General features: G+C 64.0%; 19 protein-coding genes. 8 read left to right on the top strand and 11 right to left on the bottom strand.

The features are described 5' to 3' along the window. Positions 1-171: 171 nt before the first annotated feature. Together GR138_RS06200 and GR138_RS06195 are read right to left on the bottom strand one after the other, a co-directional pair. Positions 172-1,071, bottom strand: coding sequence for a ribokinase (locus tag GR138_RS06200; RefSeq protein WP_160857747.1), 900 nt, complete (start codon positions 1,069-1,071; stop codon positions 172-174). A gap of 43 nt (positions 1,072-1,114) precedes the next feature. Further along, positions 1,115-2,308: a DNA recombination protein RmuC gene (locus GR138_RS06195; RefSeq protein WP_160857746.1), complete on the bottom strand. Its 1,194-nt coding sequence runs from the start codon at positions 2,306-2,308 to the stop codon at positions 1,115-1,117. Positions 2,309-2,431: 123 nt separating this feature from the next. On the opposite strand from GR138_RS06195, the gene def reads away from it, so the two are divergent. From def to truA, 3 genes are read left to right on the top strand one after another with little or no spacing between them, the layout of a single operon-like run. Then, complete coding sequence (gene def, locus GR138_RS06190) at positions 2,432-2,956, top strand: peptide deformylase (protein WP_160857745.1); 525 nt, start codon at positions 2,432-2,434, stop codon at positions 2,954-2,956. A 40-nt stretch (positions 2,957-2,996) separates the two neighbouring features. Continuing rightward, a complete protein-coding gene (gene fmt, locus GR138_RS06185; RefSeq protein ID WP_160857744.1) occupies positions 2,997-3,941 on the top strand; it encodes a methionyl-tRNA formyltransferase in 945 nt (314 codons plus the stop codon). Next, positions 3,941-4,684: a tRNA pseudouridine(38-40) synthase TruA gene (truA, locus tag GR138_RS06180; RefSeq protein WP_160857743.1), complete on the top strand. Its 744-nt coding sequence runs from the start codon at positions 3,941-3,943 to the stop codon at positions 4,682-4,684. Before fmt ends, truA begins: the two co-directional genes overlap by 1 nt. Before the next feature lies 1 nt (position 4,685). On the opposite strand, the gene GR138_RS06175 is transcribed toward truA, so the two are convergent. The 4 genes from GR138_RS06175 to dapD all read right to left on the bottom strand — a co-directional run bounded on the left by GR138_RS06175 (position 4,686) and on the right by dapD (position 7,802). Then, positions 4,686-5,282: a hypothetical protein gene (locus tag GR138_RS06175; protein ID WP_160857742.1), complete on the bottom strand. Its 597-nt coding sequence runs from the start codon at positions 5,280-5,282 to the stop codon at positions 4,686-4,688. Continuing rightward, entirely contained in the window at positions 5,269-6,462 is a 1,194-nt protein-coding gene (gene dapE, locus GR138_RS06170) for a succinyl-diaminopimelate desuccinylase (RefSeq protein WP_160857741.1), read from the bottom strand. The genes GR138_RS06175 and dapE overlap by 14 nt, the downstream gene beginning before the upstream one ends. A gap of 92 nt (positions 6,463-6,554) precedes the next feature. After that, on the bottom strand, positions 6,555-6,941 hold the full coding sequence (locus GR138_RS06165) for a DUF805 domain-containing protein (RefSeq protein WP_160857740.1): 387 nt from the start codon (positions 6,939-6,941) through the stop codon (positions 6,555-6,557). A gap of 3 nt (positions 6,942-6,944) precedes the next feature. Beyond that, a complete protein-coding gene (gene dapD / locus GR138_RS06160; RefSeq protein ID WP_160857739.1) occupies positions 6,945-7,802 on the bottom strand; it encodes a 2,3,4,5-tetrahydropyridine-2,6-dicarboxylate N-succinyltransferase in 858 nt (285 codons plus the stop codon). A gap of 174 nt (positions 7,803-7,976) precedes the next feature. Here dapD and GR138_RS06155 point away from each other — a divergent pair, with 174 nt between their 5' ends. Beyond that, complete coding sequence (locus GR138_RS06155) at positions 7,977-8,876, top strand: LOG family protein (protein WP_160857738.1); 900 nt, start codon at positions 7,977-7,979, stop codon at positions 8,874-8,876. A 77-nt stretch (positions 8,877-8,953) separates the two neighbouring features. Here GR138_RS06155 and GR138_RS06150 read toward each other — a convergent pair whose 3' ends face one another. Further along, positions 8,954-9,910, bottom strand: a complete 957-nt coding sequence (locus GR138_RS06150; protein WP_160857737.1) for an EF-hand domain-containing protein — start codon at positions 9,908-9,910, stop codon at positions 8,954-8,956. 128 nt (positions 9,911-10,038) lie between these two features. Next, positions 10,039-10,734, bottom strand: a complete 696-nt coding sequence (locus GR138_RS06145; protein ID WP_160857736.1) for a pyrimidine 5'-nucleotidase — start codon at positions 10,732-10,734, stop codon at positions 10,039-10,041. A 102-nt stretch (positions 10,735-10,836) separates the two neighbouring features. Between GR138_RS06145 and GR138_RS06140 the strand changes: the two genes are divergently transcribed. After that, positions 10,837-11,739 carry a DMT family transporter gene (locus GR138_RS06140; RefSeq protein ID WP_160857735.1) on the top strand — a complete coding sequence of 301 codons (903 nt, stop codon included), beginning with the start codon at positions 10,837-10,839 and terminating at the stop codon, positions 11,737-11,739. A gap of 33 nt (positions 11,740-11,772) precedes the next feature. Here GR138_RS06140 and argB read toward each other — a convergent pair whose 3' ends face one another. Continuing rightward, a complete protein-coding gene (gene argB, locus GR138_RS06135) occupies positions 11,773-12,660 on the bottom strand; it encodes an acetylglutamate kinase (RefSeq protein WP_160857734.1) in 888 nt (295 codons plus the stop codon). Positions 12,661-12,791: 131 nt separating this feature from the next. On the opposite strand from argB, the gene GR138_RS06130 reads away from it, so the two are divergent. The 3 genes from GR138_RS06130 (at position 12,792) to GR138_RS06120 (ending at position 14,806) form a co-directional block, all read left to right on the top strand. After that, positions 12,792-13,331 (top strand): sigma-70 family RNA polymerase sigma factor, encoded by a 540-nt coding sequence (locus GR138_RS06130; protein ID WP_160857733.1) that lies wholly within the window; start codon positions 12,792-12,794, stop codon positions 13,329-13,331. Then, a complete protein-coding gene (locus GR138_RS06125; RefSeq protein WP_160857732.1) occupies positions 13,328-14,062 on the top strand; it encodes an anti-sigma factor in 735 nt (244 codons plus the stop codon). The genes GR138_RS06130 and GR138_RS06125 overlap by 4 nt, the downstream gene beginning before the upstream one ends. A gap of 186 nt (positions 14,063-14,248) precedes the next feature. Then, entirely contained in the window at positions 14,249-14,806 is a 558-nt protein-coding gene (locus tag GR138_RS06120; protein ID WP_160857731.1) for a fasciclin domain-containing protein, read from the top strand. Between the two features lie 82 nt (positions 14,807-14,888). Here the strand turns inward: GR138_RS06120 and yihA are convergent, their stop codons facing one another. Together yihA and GR138_RS06110 are read right to left on the bottom strand one after the other, a co-directional pair. Continuing rightward, positions 14,889-15,542, bottom strand: a complete 654-nt coding sequence (gene yihA, locus GR138_RS06115; RefSeq protein WP_160857730.1) for a ribosome biogenesis GTP-binding protein YihA/YsxC — start codon at positions 15,540-15,542, stop codon at positions 14,889-14,891. A gap of 51 nt (positions 15,543-15,593) precedes the next feature. Continuing rightward, the gene (locus GR138_RS06110; RefSeq protein WP_160857729.1) at positions 15,594-16,505 is read right to left on the bottom strand and encodes a DMT family transporter; all 912 of its coding nucleotides are present in this window, start codon (positions 16,503-16,505) and stop codon (positions 15,594-15,596) included. Positions 16,506-16,629 lie beyond the last annotated feature (124 nt).

Below are 16,629 nucleotides of genomic sequence, written 5' to 3'. Positions count from 1 at the left end.
GGCGCTTCAGCAGGCCGGTGTCTAAGACTTCAGTAACCGATAAAATATTAATAAAGAGCCAAATTTCGCCGCCACATATGCGCTCAACAGACTGAATTATCGGGCATCGCAAGCAGAGCGACGCCTGATATGCCATTTGCGAAATGACGGACGGTCACTGCCGTGTCGCGTTTAGACTTTGGCGTCGACGGCGGCAGCGAAAGGAATGGACGGCTGGGCGCCCGGCTTGAGGCAGGCGAGCGAACCGGCGACTGCCGCACGGCGCAGCGCCTCCTTGAAACCGAGCCCGGCGTCGAGCGAGGCGGCAAGATAGCCGCAGAACGTGTCACCGGCACCGACCGTATCGATCGGTTCGATGGCAAGGCCGGCAGCACGGAAAATCTCGTTCTTGCGAATGGCGACGACACCGTCGGCACCGAGCGTCACGATGATCGTCTGGCCGTTTTCAGCATGCAGCGCACGCATGGTCGCCTCTCGGGCCTCGTCGGAGAGTTCCCCCTTGCCGACGAAAAGGTCGAATTCCGTCTCGTTGGCAACGAGGATATCCGCCATCCCGCCGAGGCGCTTCGCATCGGCACCGAAGGGGGCGATGTTGATGATGGAGGTGACGCCCTTCTGCTTCGCGCTGGCAAGGGCTGCCTCGATCGCGGCGTTGGGGATTTCGAACTGCAGCATCAGGTAGTCGCCGCGCGACATGGCGCCAACGACGCGCTTGGCGTCCTCATCCGTAACCGTACCGTTGGCGCCGGGCACGACCACGATGACGTTTTCGCCGTCATCGGCAACGAGGATATGCGCGGTTCCGGTCGCTTCGGCTGCGGAGCGCACGGAGTTGAGGTCGACGGCGGCGTCGGCGAGCAGCGCCAGGGCCTGGCTTCCCAGGCGGTCGTCACCCACGGCGCCGGCCATGCGCACGATGGAGCCGGCGCGTCGCGCCGCGAGCGCCTGGTTGGCGCCCTTGCCGCCGGCGGCGGTGGTGAAGCTGCTGCCGATCACGGTTTCACCCGGCTTCGGCAGGCGGTCTGGCGTGGCGATGAGGTCCATGTTGATGGAGCCGAAGACGGTGATCATGAGAGTGCCTCTTGTCGTTTCCGCCGGACACTGCCCGAGGCGATCAGTCTTCGTCAACTACTCTCAGACGTAACGGCCCGCTTCGGCTCTCGACAGCCTTCTCCGCCGGCTCGGAGGGCGCCGTAACCATCTCGAATTCCATGTCGCCGATACGCGCTCCGCGCCGCGCAAGCTTCTCGGTCGAGGTCAGAATCTGGTCGACATCCTTCTGCGCGGCGGTGAAGTGGCCGTGCAGCTTGCGCACCCGGTCGTCGAGCCGCGTCAAATCGTCCATCAGGCGCGCGACTTCGCCCTGGATGACATGCGCCTGCTCGCGCATGCGCTGATCCTTGAGCAGCGCCTGGAGCACCTGCACGGAGAGCATCAGCAGCGAGGGTGATACGATGACGATCCGTGCGCGGTGCGCGCGCTGCACCACCGCCTCGAAATGTTCGTGGATGCTGGCGAAGATCGATTCCGACGGCACGAAGAGGAAGGCGGTGTCCTGCGTCTCGCCGGCAATCAGGTATTTCTCGGCGACATCGCGGATATGGATTTCCATGTCGCGGCGGAATTGCTGGGCGGCAACCTTGGCGGCCTCCGGCGGTCGCCCGTCCGACATGGCGTTCCACGCCTCCAGCGGGAACTTGGCGTCGACCACCAGCGGCGGCTGGCCGTTGGGCATGCGGATGGTGCAGTCGGGGCGCACGCCGTTGGAAAGCTGGGCCTGGAACTGGTAGGCGCCGTGCGGCAGCGCGTCGGCGATGATCGTCTCCATGCGCGATTGCCCGAAGGCGCCGCGCGTCTGCTTGTTGGACAGGATCGCCTGGAGGCCGACGACATCCTTCGCCAGCGACTGGATGTTGGTCTGTGCCGTATCGATGACGGCGAGCCTCTCCTGCAGGCGCCGCAGGTTCTCATGCGTCGAGCGTGTCTGCTCGGAGATCGACTGGCCGAGCCGCTGCGTCAGCCCGTCGAGACGCGTATTGAGCGCCTGGTTCGTTTCGGATTGTTTGCTGCCGAACACTTCTGCCATGGCGGCGACGCGGCCCTGCATCTCGGTTTGCGCCTTCAGGAGTTCGGCGAAGTGCAGCTCCGCCACCCTGCCTGCTTCCTGCTGGCGGGCCTGGCTGCGGCGGGCCGAGATGAGGCTGAACACGGCCAGGAAAACCGTGGCGAGCAGCACCAGCGCGGGGCCGGGGCCGCCCAGTCGGGCAAGAAGAGAGGCGAGCAGGGCGTCGAAGGTCGGGTCGATCATACCGCGACCATACCATGGTTTGCCGCGGAAACCAGATCATAACGTGAACAAATTATCGGCAGGTCCGAAATGCGGCAGCCCAAAGCCGATTGAAAGCGCAAAAAAACCGCGCTAAGGAGGCGCATGACCATCAAGCCGCTGATTATTCTTCCCGATCCGATCCTCCGCGAGGTCTCGAAGCCCATCGAGACCATCGACAGCGAGGTGAAGAAGCTCGCCGACGACATGCTGGAAACCATGTACGATGCGCCGGGTATCGGGCTGGCTGCCATCCAGATCGGTGTCGCCCGCCGCATGCTTGTGCTGGACGTCTCGAAGGACGGCGAAGACAAGAAGCCGCTCGTCTTCATCAATCCTGAGGTCGTTGCGTCGTCGGATGCACGCTCGGTCTATGAAGAAGGCTGCCTGTCGATCCCGGATTATTATGCCGAGGTCGAACGCCCTGCCGCCATCACCGTGAAGCACCTCGACCGCGATGGCAAGGAGCAGATCGTGGAGGCCGACGGCCTGCTCGCTACCTGCCTCCAGCATGAAATCGACCACCTGAACGGCGTGCTGTTCATCGACCATATTTCCAAGCTGAAGCGCGAAATGGTGATCCGCAAGTTCACCAAGGCGGCCAAGATGCGCGGCAGCAAGGCGCTCTGAGCGGAGACGCTCCGCTCTATCCTCTCACGGAGGCTGACCGATGGCCCTTCGCATCATCTTCATGGGCACGCCGGATTTCTCCGTTCCGACGCTGACGGCGCTTGCCAAGACCGGTCACGAGATCGTCGCCGTCTATTCGCAGCCGCCGCGTCCGGCCGGCCGCCGCGGCCTCGAACTGGTGAAATCGCCCGTGCACCAGAAAGCCGAAGCGCTCGGCATTGCCGTCTTCACACCGGTCAATTTTCGCGATGAGGCCGATCGAGACGCTTTCCTTGCGCTGAAGGCGGATGTTGCCGTCGTCGTCGCCTACGGCCTGCTGCTGCCGGAAGCCATTCTCTCCGGCACGCGGCTCGGCTGCTACAACGGGCATGCCTCGCTTTTGCCGCGCTGGCGTGGTGCCGCCCCCATCCAGCGGGCGATCATGGCGGGCGACACGCAAACCGGCATGATGGTCATGAAGATGGACAAGGGCCTCGACACCGGCCCCGTCGCGCTGACCGCGCGCGTGGCGATTGGTGAGACCATGACCGCCGGCGAACTGCACGACGCGCTGATGCAGGCCGGTGGTGCACTGATGGTGGACGCCATGGCGAAGCTCGAAGCCGGCGACCTGCCGCTGACGGAGCAGGCGCAGGAGGGCGTGCTCTATGCCGCCAAGATCGACAAGGCCGAGACGCGCATCGATTTTTCCCGCCCGGCGACGGACGTGCACAACCATATCCGTGGCCTCTCGCCGTTCCCCGGCGCCTGGTTCGAGCTGCCGGTCGTCGGCAAGCCCGAGCGGGTGAAGGGTTTGGCAAGCGAACGGGTGGATGAGGTTTCGGTCAAACCCGCCGGTACCGTGCTCGACGACCGGCTGACGATCGCCTGCGGCACTGGCGGTGCCGTCCGGCTCGTTCGCCTGCAGAAGGCCGGCGGCAAGCCGCTCGATGCAGCGGATTTCCTGCGCGGCACGCCGGTTCCCGCGGGTCAGGTCCTCGCCTGATGCCGCGCTACCGGCTCCGTATCGAATATGATGGCACGCCCTATGTCGGCTGGCAGCGGCAGACGAACGGTCATTCCGTCCAGGGCGCCATCGAGGCGGCAATCCTCTCGCTGACCGGCGAGACGGTGTCGGTCCGGGGTGCGGGACGCACCGATTCCGGCGTGCATGCCATGGGGCAGGTCGCCCACGCCGATCTCACGCGCGCGTGGCCGGAACACACGCTCCGCAATGCCCTCAACGCCCATCTTGGCCAGGCGCACGAGCGCATTGCGATCCTCGATGCGGCGCAGGTGCCGGAGGATTTTGACGCCCGTTTCTCGGCGCTGAAGCGGCATTATCTCTACCGTATCATCTCGCGCCCTGCGCCGCTGGCGCTGGAGGCGAACCGCGCCTGGTTCGTCACCAGGGCACTCGACCACGAGGCCATGCATGCGGCGGGGCAGATGCTGGTCGGCAAACACGATTTTACCACCTTCCGCGCGACCCACTGCCAGGCGAACAGCCCCATCCGCACCATCGACCGGCTGGATGTGACGCGCAGCGGTGATCTCATCGAGATGCGCGTTTCGGCACAGAGTTTCCTGCACAACCAGATCCGCTCCTTTGCCGGCACGCTGAAACTGGTCGGGGAAGGCAAATGGACGGTCGAGGACGTGCGCGCCGCCCTCGAAGCGCGTGACCGCAAGGCCTGCGGCCCCGTGGCGCCGCCGGACGGGCTTTATTTCATGGCGGTCGATTACTGACTCACGCCGGCAGCGTGCCGAGGATGCGCTGCAATTCCTGCCCGACGATCATCGGCGGCAACACGAAGATCGCCGTCATGGCAGAGGCCAGAAGCGTCTGTTTGCCGACACACATCCAGACGAGCCGGAACTGCAGCACGACGCTCGCGCCGAACACGGCATAGAGCAGCAGGCCGGCAAAGGGCGCGCTTGTCGGCAAAACGAGGGTCAGCGCGAAGGGGATTGCCGCCGCATAGGAGAACGGAACTGCCACCCAGTTGCTCGCCGTCACCACGGTTGCCAGATATTTGCCATAGCCGAGGGGACGGGCCAGCCCGACAAGCACCACCAGCGGCAGCAGCCAGCCCACGACGTCGATCACCAGGAGTTTGACGAAGAAGCCGACACCGGCGGGTGTTTCCGCCGGCATGCTGCCGAGATAATAGAGCCGCCAGGATGCCCAGATGACCGCGAAGGCCGGCAGGCACCAGACGAAGGCCCAGAACGAGCGAAAGAGCCCGCGCAAGGTCAGGTCCAGCCAGCCGAACCCCTCCTGCTTCTGCCGAAGCAGCAGGAAGATGCCGGTCAGGTAGTACAGGACCTCATCAAGCTTGGGCATCGCCGAACCAGCGTTCGATGAAGGTCTGGTAGATCATGGTCAGCGTCTCGAGGTCGGCGACCGCCACCCGCTCGTCCACCATGTGCATGGTCTGGCCGACGAGGCCGAATTCCACCACGGGGCAATAATCCTTGATGAAGCGCGCGTCGGACGTACCGCCCGTCGTCGACAGTTTTGGCGCCCGGCCGGTGACGGCCTCGATGGCGCCCGACAGCGAGGCGATCAGGTTGTTGTTGCGCGTCAGAAAGACGTGGCTCGGCCTCTCGGCCCATTTGATGTCGTAGTGAAGGGGCGCACGGCCGGGTCGCAGCTTCTCGTCGTGCGCGGCGGCATCGAGCCGGCGCACGATCTCGGCCATCACGGTTTCGGCCGTCCACGTATCGTTGAAGCGGATATTGAAGGCGGCGCGCGCTTCGGCGGGCACGACATTGGTGGCGGGGTTGCCGACGTCGATCGTCGTCACCTCTAGGTTCGACGGCTGGAAGCTTTCCGTGCCGGCATCGAAGGGCGGATGCATCAGCGCATCGGTGAGCGCGATCACGCCGCGAACGGCATTGTCGGCAAGGTGCGGATAGGCCGCATGGCCCTGCACGCCATGCACGGTGATGGTCCCGGAGACGGAACCGCGCCGGCCGATCTTGATCATGTCGCCGAGCTGATCCGGATTGGTCGGCTCACCGACCAGGCAGGCGTCCCAGCGTTCGCCACGCTCGGCCGCCCACTGCAGGAGTTTGATGGTGCCGTTGACGGCCGGGCCTTCCTCGTCGCCAGTGATCAGAAAGGAGAGAGAGCCCTTCGACGGGCCGTTCTTCGCGATCTGGCGCGCAACGGCGGCGACGAAGCAGGCAATGCCGCCCTTCATGTCGACAGCGCCGCGACCGAACATCTCGCCATTGGCAATCTCGGCGCCGAAGGGTGCATGCGTCCAGGCAGCCTCATTGCCGACCGGCACGACATCCGTATGGCCGGCGAACATCAGGTGCGGGCCCTCGGTGCCGATACGGGCGTAGAGGTTCTCGATATCCGGCATGCCGGGCTCGCTGGCCGTCACGCGCTCCACGCTGAAGCCGAGCGGCTCCAGCATGGCGGCAAGTGCCCTCAGCGCGCCGCCTTCTGCAGGCGTCACGGAGGGGCAGCGGATGAGCGTTGCGAGATTTTCGATCGGATCGGCAGAGGTCATAGGTATGCGGTCACAACGACGAGAGGGAGGTATGGAATCGAGGTTTAGCCGATCGTCCGGGGCCTGTCACGAGCGGCGCGTGGCCGCGGCTCTCAGTCTTTCGGACGATTGGGCAGCAGGCCATACTGGTTCGGGCCGCTGGTGCCGGGCCAGACCAAGAAGACGATCAGCGCGAAGAGGGAAATGGCCGGCACGAAAAGGCAGATGATCAGCGGTACCGGCAGGTTCATGTCATGCAGCCGCTTGACCGTCATGAGGACAGAGGAAACGGTGGAGACAATGGCGGCGCCGACGAAGACGAAGGACCAGAGGAGGAAGGTCGGATCCTCCTTTGGCACGATGATGATGCGGGCCAAGGCTGCCGACAGCAGCATGAGCCAGAAGGCCCAGCCGAGCGCGAAAGGCACGCGGCTGACCCGGCCGGACCAGCCGAAGAAGAACCAGGCGAGGCTTGGCCTCTGCTCTTCCACGGCTGCCATGGTTTAGTCCCGCAGCAGTTCGTTGATGCCGGTCTTGGAGCGGGTCTGTGCATCGACGCGCTTGACGATGACGGCGCAATAGAGACCGGGCGCCGGCAGGCCGTTCGGCATGGTCTTGTCCGATGGCATGGAGCCGGCAACGACGACGGAATAGGGCGGCACTTCGCCGTAAGTCACTTCGCCAGTCGCGCGGTCGACGATTTTGGTGGACTTTCCGATGAAGACGCCCATGCCGAGCACCGAGCCTTCACGCACGATGCAGCCTTCGACGACTTCCGAGCGGGCGCCGATAAAGCAATTGTCCTCGATGATCGTCGGGCCGGCCTGCATGGGCTCCAGCACGCCGCCAATGCCGACGCCGCCGGAGAGATGCACATGCTTGCCAATCTGCGCGCAGGATCCGACCGTCGCCCAGGTGTCGACCATCGTGCCTTCGCCGACATAGGCGCCGAGATTGACGAAGGAGGGCATCAGGATGGCGTTCGGTGCGATATAGGCCGAGCGGCGCACGACGCAGTTCGGTACGGCGCGGAAGCCGGCCTTCTCGAATTCGTTGACGCTCCAGCCGTCGAACTTGGAGGGCACCTTGTCCCACCAGGACGATTCGCCGGGGCCGCCCTTGACGATTTCCATCGGGTTGAGGCGGAAGGAGAGCAGAACGGCCTTCTTCAGCCACTGGTTGACCGTCCAGTTGCCATCCTCGCCGCGTTCGGCGACGCGCACCTTGCCGGTGTCGAGCAGGTTCAGCGACGTCTCCACCGCATCGCGGATTTCGCCGCGTGTGGAGGTCGAGATGCGTTCCCGTTCCTCGAAGGCGCGGTCGATGGTTGCGGACAATGCGGACAGGTTGGACGTGCTCATCGGAATTCCTTAAACTTCGACGCTTATTTTCGATGGTCGGGATGCCGGAAGGTTGATTTCATCAATCTTGAAAATGCTCTAGAGCAAGTGCCGGGAAAGATGAAGCCCCTTTCCGGCAGATACTGTCGCACGGGCGAAATGGTAATCCCGTGAGACTTGAAAGCAGGACGTGACATGGCAAGACTGAAGAAGAAGAGCCTGCGCCGCAAGGATGGCGTATGGGACCCGTTGGCCGATAGCGCGCAGGACAAGCACCGCGCCGCCGTGGTGCCGCAGACGCCGCAATCGGCGCACCCCGCTTACCGCCTTGCCTATGTGGATGATGATTTCCTCTGCCGCGAGGAGCTGCGCCCGGTGCGCCTCCAGCTCGAATTGCTGAAGGTCGAGATGATGCTTGCCGAGCGCGGCATCAAGTCGACCGTGGTGATGTTCGGCGGCGCACGCATTCCCGCCCCCGGCATGGATGCCTGGGCCGCGCGCAACGAAACGCAGCGCGCCAATCTCGAAGCGGCCTCGGTCTATTACGAGGAAGCGAGGAAATTCGCGCGCATGTGCTCCGAGCGGTCCGCCGAGCTGGACTACAAGGAATATGTCGTGGTCACCGGCGGTGGGCCGGGTGTGATGGAAGCGGGCAATCGCGGGGCGGCCGATGTCGGCGCGCCGTCGATCGGCCTCAACATCGTACTGCCGCACGAGCAGGCGCCGAACCCCTATGTCACGCCGGAGCTGAGCTTCAACTTCCATTATTTCGCGATCCGCAAGATGCATTTCCTGCTGCGCGCCAAGGCCGTCACGGTGTTTCCGGGCGGTTTCGGCACGCTGGACGAACTGTTCGAGACGGTGACGTTGATGCAGACCGGGCGCATGGCGCTGGTGCCACTCATCCTGTTCGGCAAGGACTTCTGGCACAAGATCATCGATTTCGACGCACTCGCCGCCTTCGGTACGATCGCGCCGGGCGACGTCGAACTGATGCAGTTCGTCGAGACGGCGGATGAGGCCTGGGAGATCATCGTCGATTTCTACGACAAGATGGAAGCGGAAAACGTCGCGGCTGCTGCCGCGCACGGCTGACGCGGCCCAGCGAAACCCATCACAAAAAACGCCCCGGCGGACCGGGGCGTTTCAGTTGGACGTGCTGTGAGGAACGCTTACTTCTTGTGGCGCTTGCCGACTTCATCGGCGGTGATGAAGCCGTCGCCGTTGCTGTCGCGCTGCTTGAACATCGCGTTCGCGGCCGTTTCCATTTCCGCCTTGGTCAGCGTGCCGTTCTTGTCGGCGTCCGCGCGCTCGAACATGCGGGCGCCCATGCGGTCCATGCGGGCGTCGCGCAGGGCCTCGCGGGCTGCCTGCCTGGCTTCGCCATCGGTCGCCTTCACCTCGCGAAACGCCTTGCGGGCATCACGGAAGGCCTCGCGCTTGGCATCGACTTCCGCCTTCGCCACCTCGCCGTTCTTATCCGCGTCGAAGCGCTCGAAGGTCTGCGTGGCACCGGCCAGCATCTCGTCCTGCGAGACCTTGCCGTCGTTGTTGGTGTCGAGGCGCTTCAGCATTCGCTCGGCGCGTTCTTCGCCCCCGCCCTTGCCGTGATGGCCCTTGCCCTTCATCGGGCGGGCATCCGCCGTGTCGATGGCACCGTCCTTGTTGGTGTCGCGGCGCTCGAAGATTTTCTCCGCCGAGGCGAGCACTTCGGCTTCGGAAAGCGTGCCGTTCTTGTCGGTATCGGCGCGGTCGAACATCCTGCCGGCGCCCGGCAGCATGAAGGGGGCGGCCGCCTGGAGCGCTTCGCGGGCCGTGGCCTTGTCGGCGTCGGCCGCATCGCGAACAGCCTTGCGGGCATCCTTGAAGGCATCGCGGCGTGCCTTGATCTCGTCCTTCGTCACCTGGCCGTTGCTATCGGCGTCGAAGGTCTCGAAGGTAGCGGAGATGTTCGTCTTGAACTCGTCGAGCGAGACCTTGCCGTCCTTGTTGGCGTCGAGGCGCTCGATCATCGCGGCGCCACGCTCGCCATGTCTGCCTTCGCCCTTGGCGGCGAAGGCGGGGGCGGCAATGCTCGAAAGAAGAAGGCTGGCTGCAACGGCGCCGAGGAGAAGGTCTTTTCTAGCCATGGTCGTTTCCTTTTATCCATCTTGTCCCTGAGGGCAGGATAGGCAGAACGCCGGCTTTCACCAGTTACAAATTGGTAATTCAACCTTTTGACGAATAAGGGTTTTTTCCGTGTCCGGAATGTGGCCGTCTAGAGCAGGGCGTTGAGGAACCCGACGAGATCCGACGTCATGTAGTCGATATGCCGGTCGTCGTCGGTACGCTTTTCCCAGGCATCGACGAACTCGTGGTTCTCGTCGCGCGGGGTGAGCAGTACCGTCTTCATGCCGAGCGTCTTCGGCACGAGAAGGTTGCGCGGCAGGTCCTCGAACATCACGGCATGCTTGGTGTCCACCCGGTGCAGCGCCATGAACTTGTCATAGGTCGCCCCCGCCGGCTTCGGCACATATTCGGCCGCGACGATATCGAAGACGTCGTCGAAATGGTGGAAGATGCCGAGGGCCCTGGCGGCCATTTCGGCGTGCTTCACGCTGCCATTGGTGAAGATGAATTTCCGGCCCGGCAGCGCCTGGATCGCCTCGCCGAGCGACAGGTCCTCCGACAGCACGCCGTAATTGATGGCATGCGCCTTTTCCAGAAAGTCGGCCGGATCGATCTTGTGGTGGATCATCAGGCCGTTCAGCGTCGTGCCGTGATCGTAATAATATTGCTTCTGCAGGGCTCGCGCGTCCTCGCGCGACAGGCCGAGCAGCGCCGAGACATAAGCCGTCATGTTCTGGTCGATCTGGGCGAAGAGATCGATGTGATGCGGGTAGAGCGTGTTGTCGAGGTCGAAGACCCAGTCACGCACATGTGCGAAGTCGGCTTTGTTCGGAAGATCGGTCATGGGGCGTCTTATGACATGGCCGATTGCCGAGGGAAACGGAATTTTCAGCGCCCGCCTCCGCGAGTGATGGATTTGCCCCGGCCCGCATGCTAGCGGCAGGGCATGGAACTCTGGATCCCCATCACCATCGCCGCCGCCTTCATGCAAAACCTGCGCTCGGCCCTGCAAAAGCACCTGCAGGGCAAGCTCGGCACACGCGGCGCAAGCTTCGTGCGCTTCGGCTACGGCTTTCCGCTGGCGATCCTCTATGTGCTGGTTCTGCATTGGATCGTCGGATTGCCCTTCCCGACGCTCAACGGAACCTTCGCCTTCTGGGCGGTGATCGGCGGTCTGGCGCAGATCTATGCGACCATGCTGCTGGTCTACCTGTTTTCGCTGAGGAACTTCGCCGTCGGTACGGCCTATTCCAAGACCGAACCGGTGCAGGCGGCGATCTTCGGTTTCGTGCTGCTCGGCGAGCACATCACCTTCGGCGCCGTCATCGCCATCATTGTCGGCGTCATCGGGGTGATGCTGATCTCTGTCGCCCGCGCGCCGCTGTCCTGGCGCAACACCTTCGCCGCGCTCACCAGCCGCACCGCCCTGATCGGCATCGCGTCGGGCGCCGTCTTCGGCGTTTCGGCGGTCGCCTATCGCAGCGCGTCGCTGTCGCTCGATGGCCCCGGCCCGATCATGAACGCCGCCGTCACACTGGCCTGCGTCACGACCTTCCAGACGGCCTTCATGCTGGTCTGGATGCTGTGGAAGGACAAAAACGAGATCGTGCAGGTGCTGAAGAGCTGGCGGTCATCATCGCTGGTGGGCATTGCCGGCGTGCTGGGCTCGGCCTGCTGGTTCACGGCCATGAGCCTTCAGCAGGTCGCCTATGTGCGCGCACTCGGCCAGATCGAACTGGTCTTCACCTTCATGGCCTCCTACTTCCTCTTCCACGAGCGGGTGAACCGCACGGAAGTGGCGGGGTGCCTGCTGATCGTCTGCGGCATCCTCGGCCTGCTGTTCTGGTAGAGGAGCCGGCGGCCGTAACCGCCGGCAAAAGCATCAGGGCACGATCAGCGTGCCGGCGCCGTGTTCGGTGAAGATTTCGAGCAGCACGGAATGGGCGGTCTTGCCGTTCAGGATGACGACGCCCTGCACGCCGGCTTTGATGGCGTCGATGCAGGTTTCGACCTTGGGGATCATGCCGCCGGAAATCGTGCCGTCCTTGATGAGCGCACGGGCTTCAGCGACCGAAAGCTCCTTGATGAGCTGGCCTTGTCTGTCGAGCACGCCCGGCACGTCGGTGAGGAACAGCAGGCGCGTGGCGTTCAGCGCGCCGGCGATCGCCCCGGCAAAGGTGTCGGCATTGATGTTGTAGGTATGGCCGTCGCGGCCGGGCGCCACCGGTGCGATGACCGGGATCATCTCCGACTTGGCGAGCAGGTCGATCAGCGTGCGGTCGACCTCGACCACCTCGCCGACGAAACCGAGATCGAGGATGCGCTCGATATTGCTGTCCGGGTCGATCACGGTCTTCTTGGCCTTTTCGGCGAAGACCATGTTGCCGTCCTTGCCGCACAGGCCGATTGCCCATTCGCCCGTCTGGTTGATCAGCGCGACGATTTCCTTGTTGATCGAGCCGGCCAGCACCATCTCCACGATCTCGACTGTCTTCTGGTCGGTGACGCGCAGGCCGCCTTCGAACTTCGATTCGATGCCCATCTTGGTCAGCATGGCGCCGATCTGCGGGCCGCCGCCGTGCACGACGATCGGGTTGACGCCCGACTGCTTGAGCAGCGCCACGTCGCTTGCGAAAGCCTTGCCGAGTTCCGCATTGCCCATGGCGTGGCCGCCATATTTCACCACGATGGTCTTGTTCTCGTAGCGCTGCATATAGGGCAGGGCCTGGGCGAGAAGGCGGGCTTGGGTTTCGCTTTCGGATAGGGACATGGCGGCCTCTTGGGACTTTGATGGCGGCCTGTTTAACGCATGTTTTGTGACGATGGAATGATTTGCATACGAGATTGCGCGCAGCATGACAAAAAGACTAGGTTGCGGGCGCGACAGGCAAGGAGCGGCGCGTGATCGGCAATGACATCTCCTACCTCATCGGCCGCGTGTCCCTGAAGGACCGCAAGGCCTTCGCCGCGCTCTATGAAACGAGCGCCCCGAAACTTTTTGGGATCTGCTTGCGTATCCTCAGAGACAGAAGTGAAGCGGAAGAGGCGTTGCAGGAGGTCTATGTCAAGATCTGGCAGCGCGCCGACCGCTACGTGCCTGGAAATGTGCATCCGATGGCCTGGCTTGCCGCGATCGCGCGCAACCACTCCATCGACGTCATCCGCGCGCGAAGACCGGTGGCAACGGACATCGATGAGGCCTATGATATCGCCGACCCGCTCATGTCGCCGGAGGAGGCGGTCGTGCTCAGGTCGGAGGGCCGCCGGATCGATATTTGTATGGATGAGCTGGAGCCCGACCGGGCATCGGCCGTCCGGCATGCCTATATAGAGGGCCTGAGCTACGAAGAGCTTGCCGAAATCCACGGCGTGCCGCTGAACACGATGAGAACCTGGCTTCGCAGAAGCCTGTTGAAACTGAGAGAGTGCATGAGCCGATGACGGCGTCCGACAAAGACATGAGAGACCCCCGCCGCGACGAGGTGATCGCCGGCGAATATGTGCTCGGGGTGCTTTCCGCCGAAGACCGCCGCAAGGTGGAGGCGCGGCTTGCGCAAGACCGGCAGTTCGCCGCCATGGTGAACCGCTGGGAGGAAAACCTCTCCACCTTCAACGACGACTATGAGGCGCTGCAACCGCCGCCGCGCACCTACTCCGCCATCGAACAGCGCATTCTCGGCACGGCACCGCCGGATGCCGCCTTTTCCGGCAAGGTTTCCGGCGGTTTCTGGAATTCGCTGGCGCTCTGGCGCTCGCTTGCCTTTGCCTCGCTCGCGGTCGCTGCCGGGCTTGCCTTCTCGATGAGCTCGCTCCTGGCGCCGCGCCCGGTAAGTGGCGGAAGACTGGTCGCGGACCTGTCTGGCGAAAACGCCACGATCAATCTGGTGGCGCGCTACGACGAGGCCAATGGCGCGCTGCGCGTCACCCCGGTCGCGGCCGGCAAGGAGAAGGAAAAATCGCTCGAGCTCTGGCTCGTCGAGGATGGCAAGGCGCCGGTCTCGCTCGGCGTGCTGCCACAGACGGGTGAGGGGGAAGTGGTGGTGCCGGCGGTCATGCGCGGGCGCATCGTGCAAGGCGCGGTGCTCGCCGTCAGTATCGAACCGTTCGGCGGATCGCCGACCGGCAGCGCGACCGGCCCGGTCATCGCATCCGGCGCCACGCGCTTCGATTGATGCTGACCGTTCGATGCCAAAAGCCGCGCTTTGCGCGGCTTTTTTGTTTCCGATCAAGGGTTTGTAAAAAAGACCGGCGGTCCTGAAACTCTTTTTCCAAAGCTCCCGTTGCTTGCAATGATCGCCCGTTGGGCATCGCACCGGGAGGACCCGCATAATGCGGGCCGAAAAGGAAGGACCCACCCCATGAGCCGTTTCACCCTTCGCACCGCCGCCCTTGCCACGGCCTTTGCGCTCGGCGCCTTTGCTGCGCATGCCGAAAATCCGATGGTCGGCGGCGCACCGATGCTGGAGACCAAGAACATCGTCGAAAACGCCGTCAATTCGAAGGACCACACGACGCTGGTCGCCGCCGTCAAGGCCGCCGGCCTGGTCGAAACGCTCTCGGGCGCTGGCCCGTTCACCGTGTTCGCGCCGACCAACGAAGCGTTCGAAGCGCTGCCGGCCGGCACGGTCGATACGCTGCTGAAACCGGAAAACAAGGAGCAACTCACCAAGGTGCTGACCTGCCATGTGGTCGCGGCGAATGCGCTTTCCGAGGCGATCGGCAAGATGATCGCCGATGATGGCGGCAACCATCCGGTCAAGACCGTCGGCGGCTGCATGCTTTCGGCCAAGATGGACGGCGACAAGATCACGCTGACGGATGAGATGGGCGGCGTTGCGACGGTGACGATCGCCGACGTCAAGCAGTCGAACGGCGTCATTCACGTCATCGACAAGGTTCTGCTGCCGAAGGCCTGACCTCAAGTCCGCGCCCGCCTCGAAACCTCGCGCGGATCAGCCTTCGTCAGCCTTTGGCCGCCGGTTCCAGCCGGCGGCCTTTTTATCGCGCGATCGCGGTGATGATGGCGTTGCGCACGTCGTCGAGACCACGGCCCTTTTCCGACGAGGTCGACAGCACTTCGGGATAGGCCGCCGGGCGCTTGACGATCTTCAGGCGCGTTTCTTCGATGAGGCGCGGCACGGCGACGTCCTTGATCTTGTCGGTCTTGGTCAGAATGACCTGATAGGAGACCGCGGCCTTGTCGAGCAGGCCAAACACCTCGTCGTCATTGGGCTTGATGCCGTGGCGGCTGTCGATCAGCACATAGACGCGCTTCAGCGTGGAACGGCCGCGCAGGTAGTCGAAGACGAGCTTCGTCCAGGCATCGACCTGGTCCTTCGGCGCCTGCGCATAGCCGTAGCCGGGCATGTCGACGAGCGCCATCGGTGGCAGATCGTCTTCCGCGCCGGAATAGCCGTCCGGAACGAAGTAGTTGAGTTCCTGCGTGCGGCCCGGCGTATTCGAGGTACGCGCCAGACCCTTGTGACCGACGAGCGCGTTGATCAGCGACGACTTTCCGACATTCGAGCGCCCGGCAAACGCGATCTCCGGCGGGCCCTCCGGCGGCAGGAATTTCATGGCCGGCACGCCGCGGATGAAGATCCACGGCCTGCCGAACAGCGGCTTGTCGCCCAGAGGCGTCGTCTCGGTCATAAGTCTGGCCTTTGTTGTCAGCCCCCGGCTTCCCGGTTTTGGCCGTGAAAGTCAAGCGCGCCGCTGCCGCCAGAGTTCGACGCCGAGGTAACAGAGCAGGGCCGCGAGCACGATGAAGCCGCCGATCACGGTGCGGGCGCCCGGCACCTCGCCATGGATGACGGCGACCCAGAGTGGTGCGAGCACCGTCTCGGCGGTACCGAGCAGGGCGGCGAGCGCCGAGGGGATGAGCCGTGCGCCGGTGACGAAGAGCGCCAGGCCAAGGCCGAAATTGAGCGCGCCGAAGACGATGAGGACGCCGAGTTCCTGCGCGGTGATGGCGAAGCCGGAGGCCTGGCTTGCCGCCGTGGCGCAGGCGATCACGGTGCCGAGGAAGACGGCCGGCGTCATGCGCACATGGGCAAAACGCCGGGTGATGATCGTCGCGGTGGCGAAGGCAAAGGCGATAAGGATGGCGAGCGCATCGCCCATCATCGAGACGCTGCCGCCGAGCGATTCCGAGACCATGATGGCAACGCCGCCGATCACCGCCGCGATGGCGAGCCAGGTATGGATCGCGATCCTTTCGCGGAAGAGCAGCCAGGCCATCAGCGCGGCGATCAGCGGCACGCCGGCCTGGATCAGCACGACATTGGCGACAGTGGTATAGGCGAGTGCGAGGATGAAGGACGTCGAGGCCGTGGCGAAACAGACGCCGACGGCGACGCCGGCAAGCCCCATGCCTTTGAAGAGCTGGACCGTGCCGCGTGGTCCGTCGCGCACCAGCATGAAGGCCAAAAGGAAGAGGGCTGCGAAAAGCGAGCGCCAGAAGACGACCGTCCAGCCATCTTCGATATGCAGGAAGCGCGCTAGCGTGCCGCCAAAGCTCCAGACGACGGCGGATCCGAGCACGAGCGCCGCGCCATAACCTTGTCCCCGGCTGTCCGGGAGGGTGGGGGTGACCGGAAGCGATGAGGCGGACATGGGGCGCTCGCAGCAAGGGATATTGGCGAGCATGCCACCGGCCTGTCCGCCACGCTTCCATGCCAGCGACGGAGCGATGTCGCAAGCGGGCCGTGCGCAAACAATAGGGCAAAAGAAAACCCCG

The sequence above is a fragment of the Shinella kummerowiae genome (assembly GCF_009827055.1).
GTDB lineage: Bacteria > Pseudomonadota > Alphaproteobacteria > Rhizobiales > Rhizobiaceae > Shinella > Shinella kummerowiae.
This window is presented reverse-complemented; position numbering and strand designations above follow the sequence as displayed.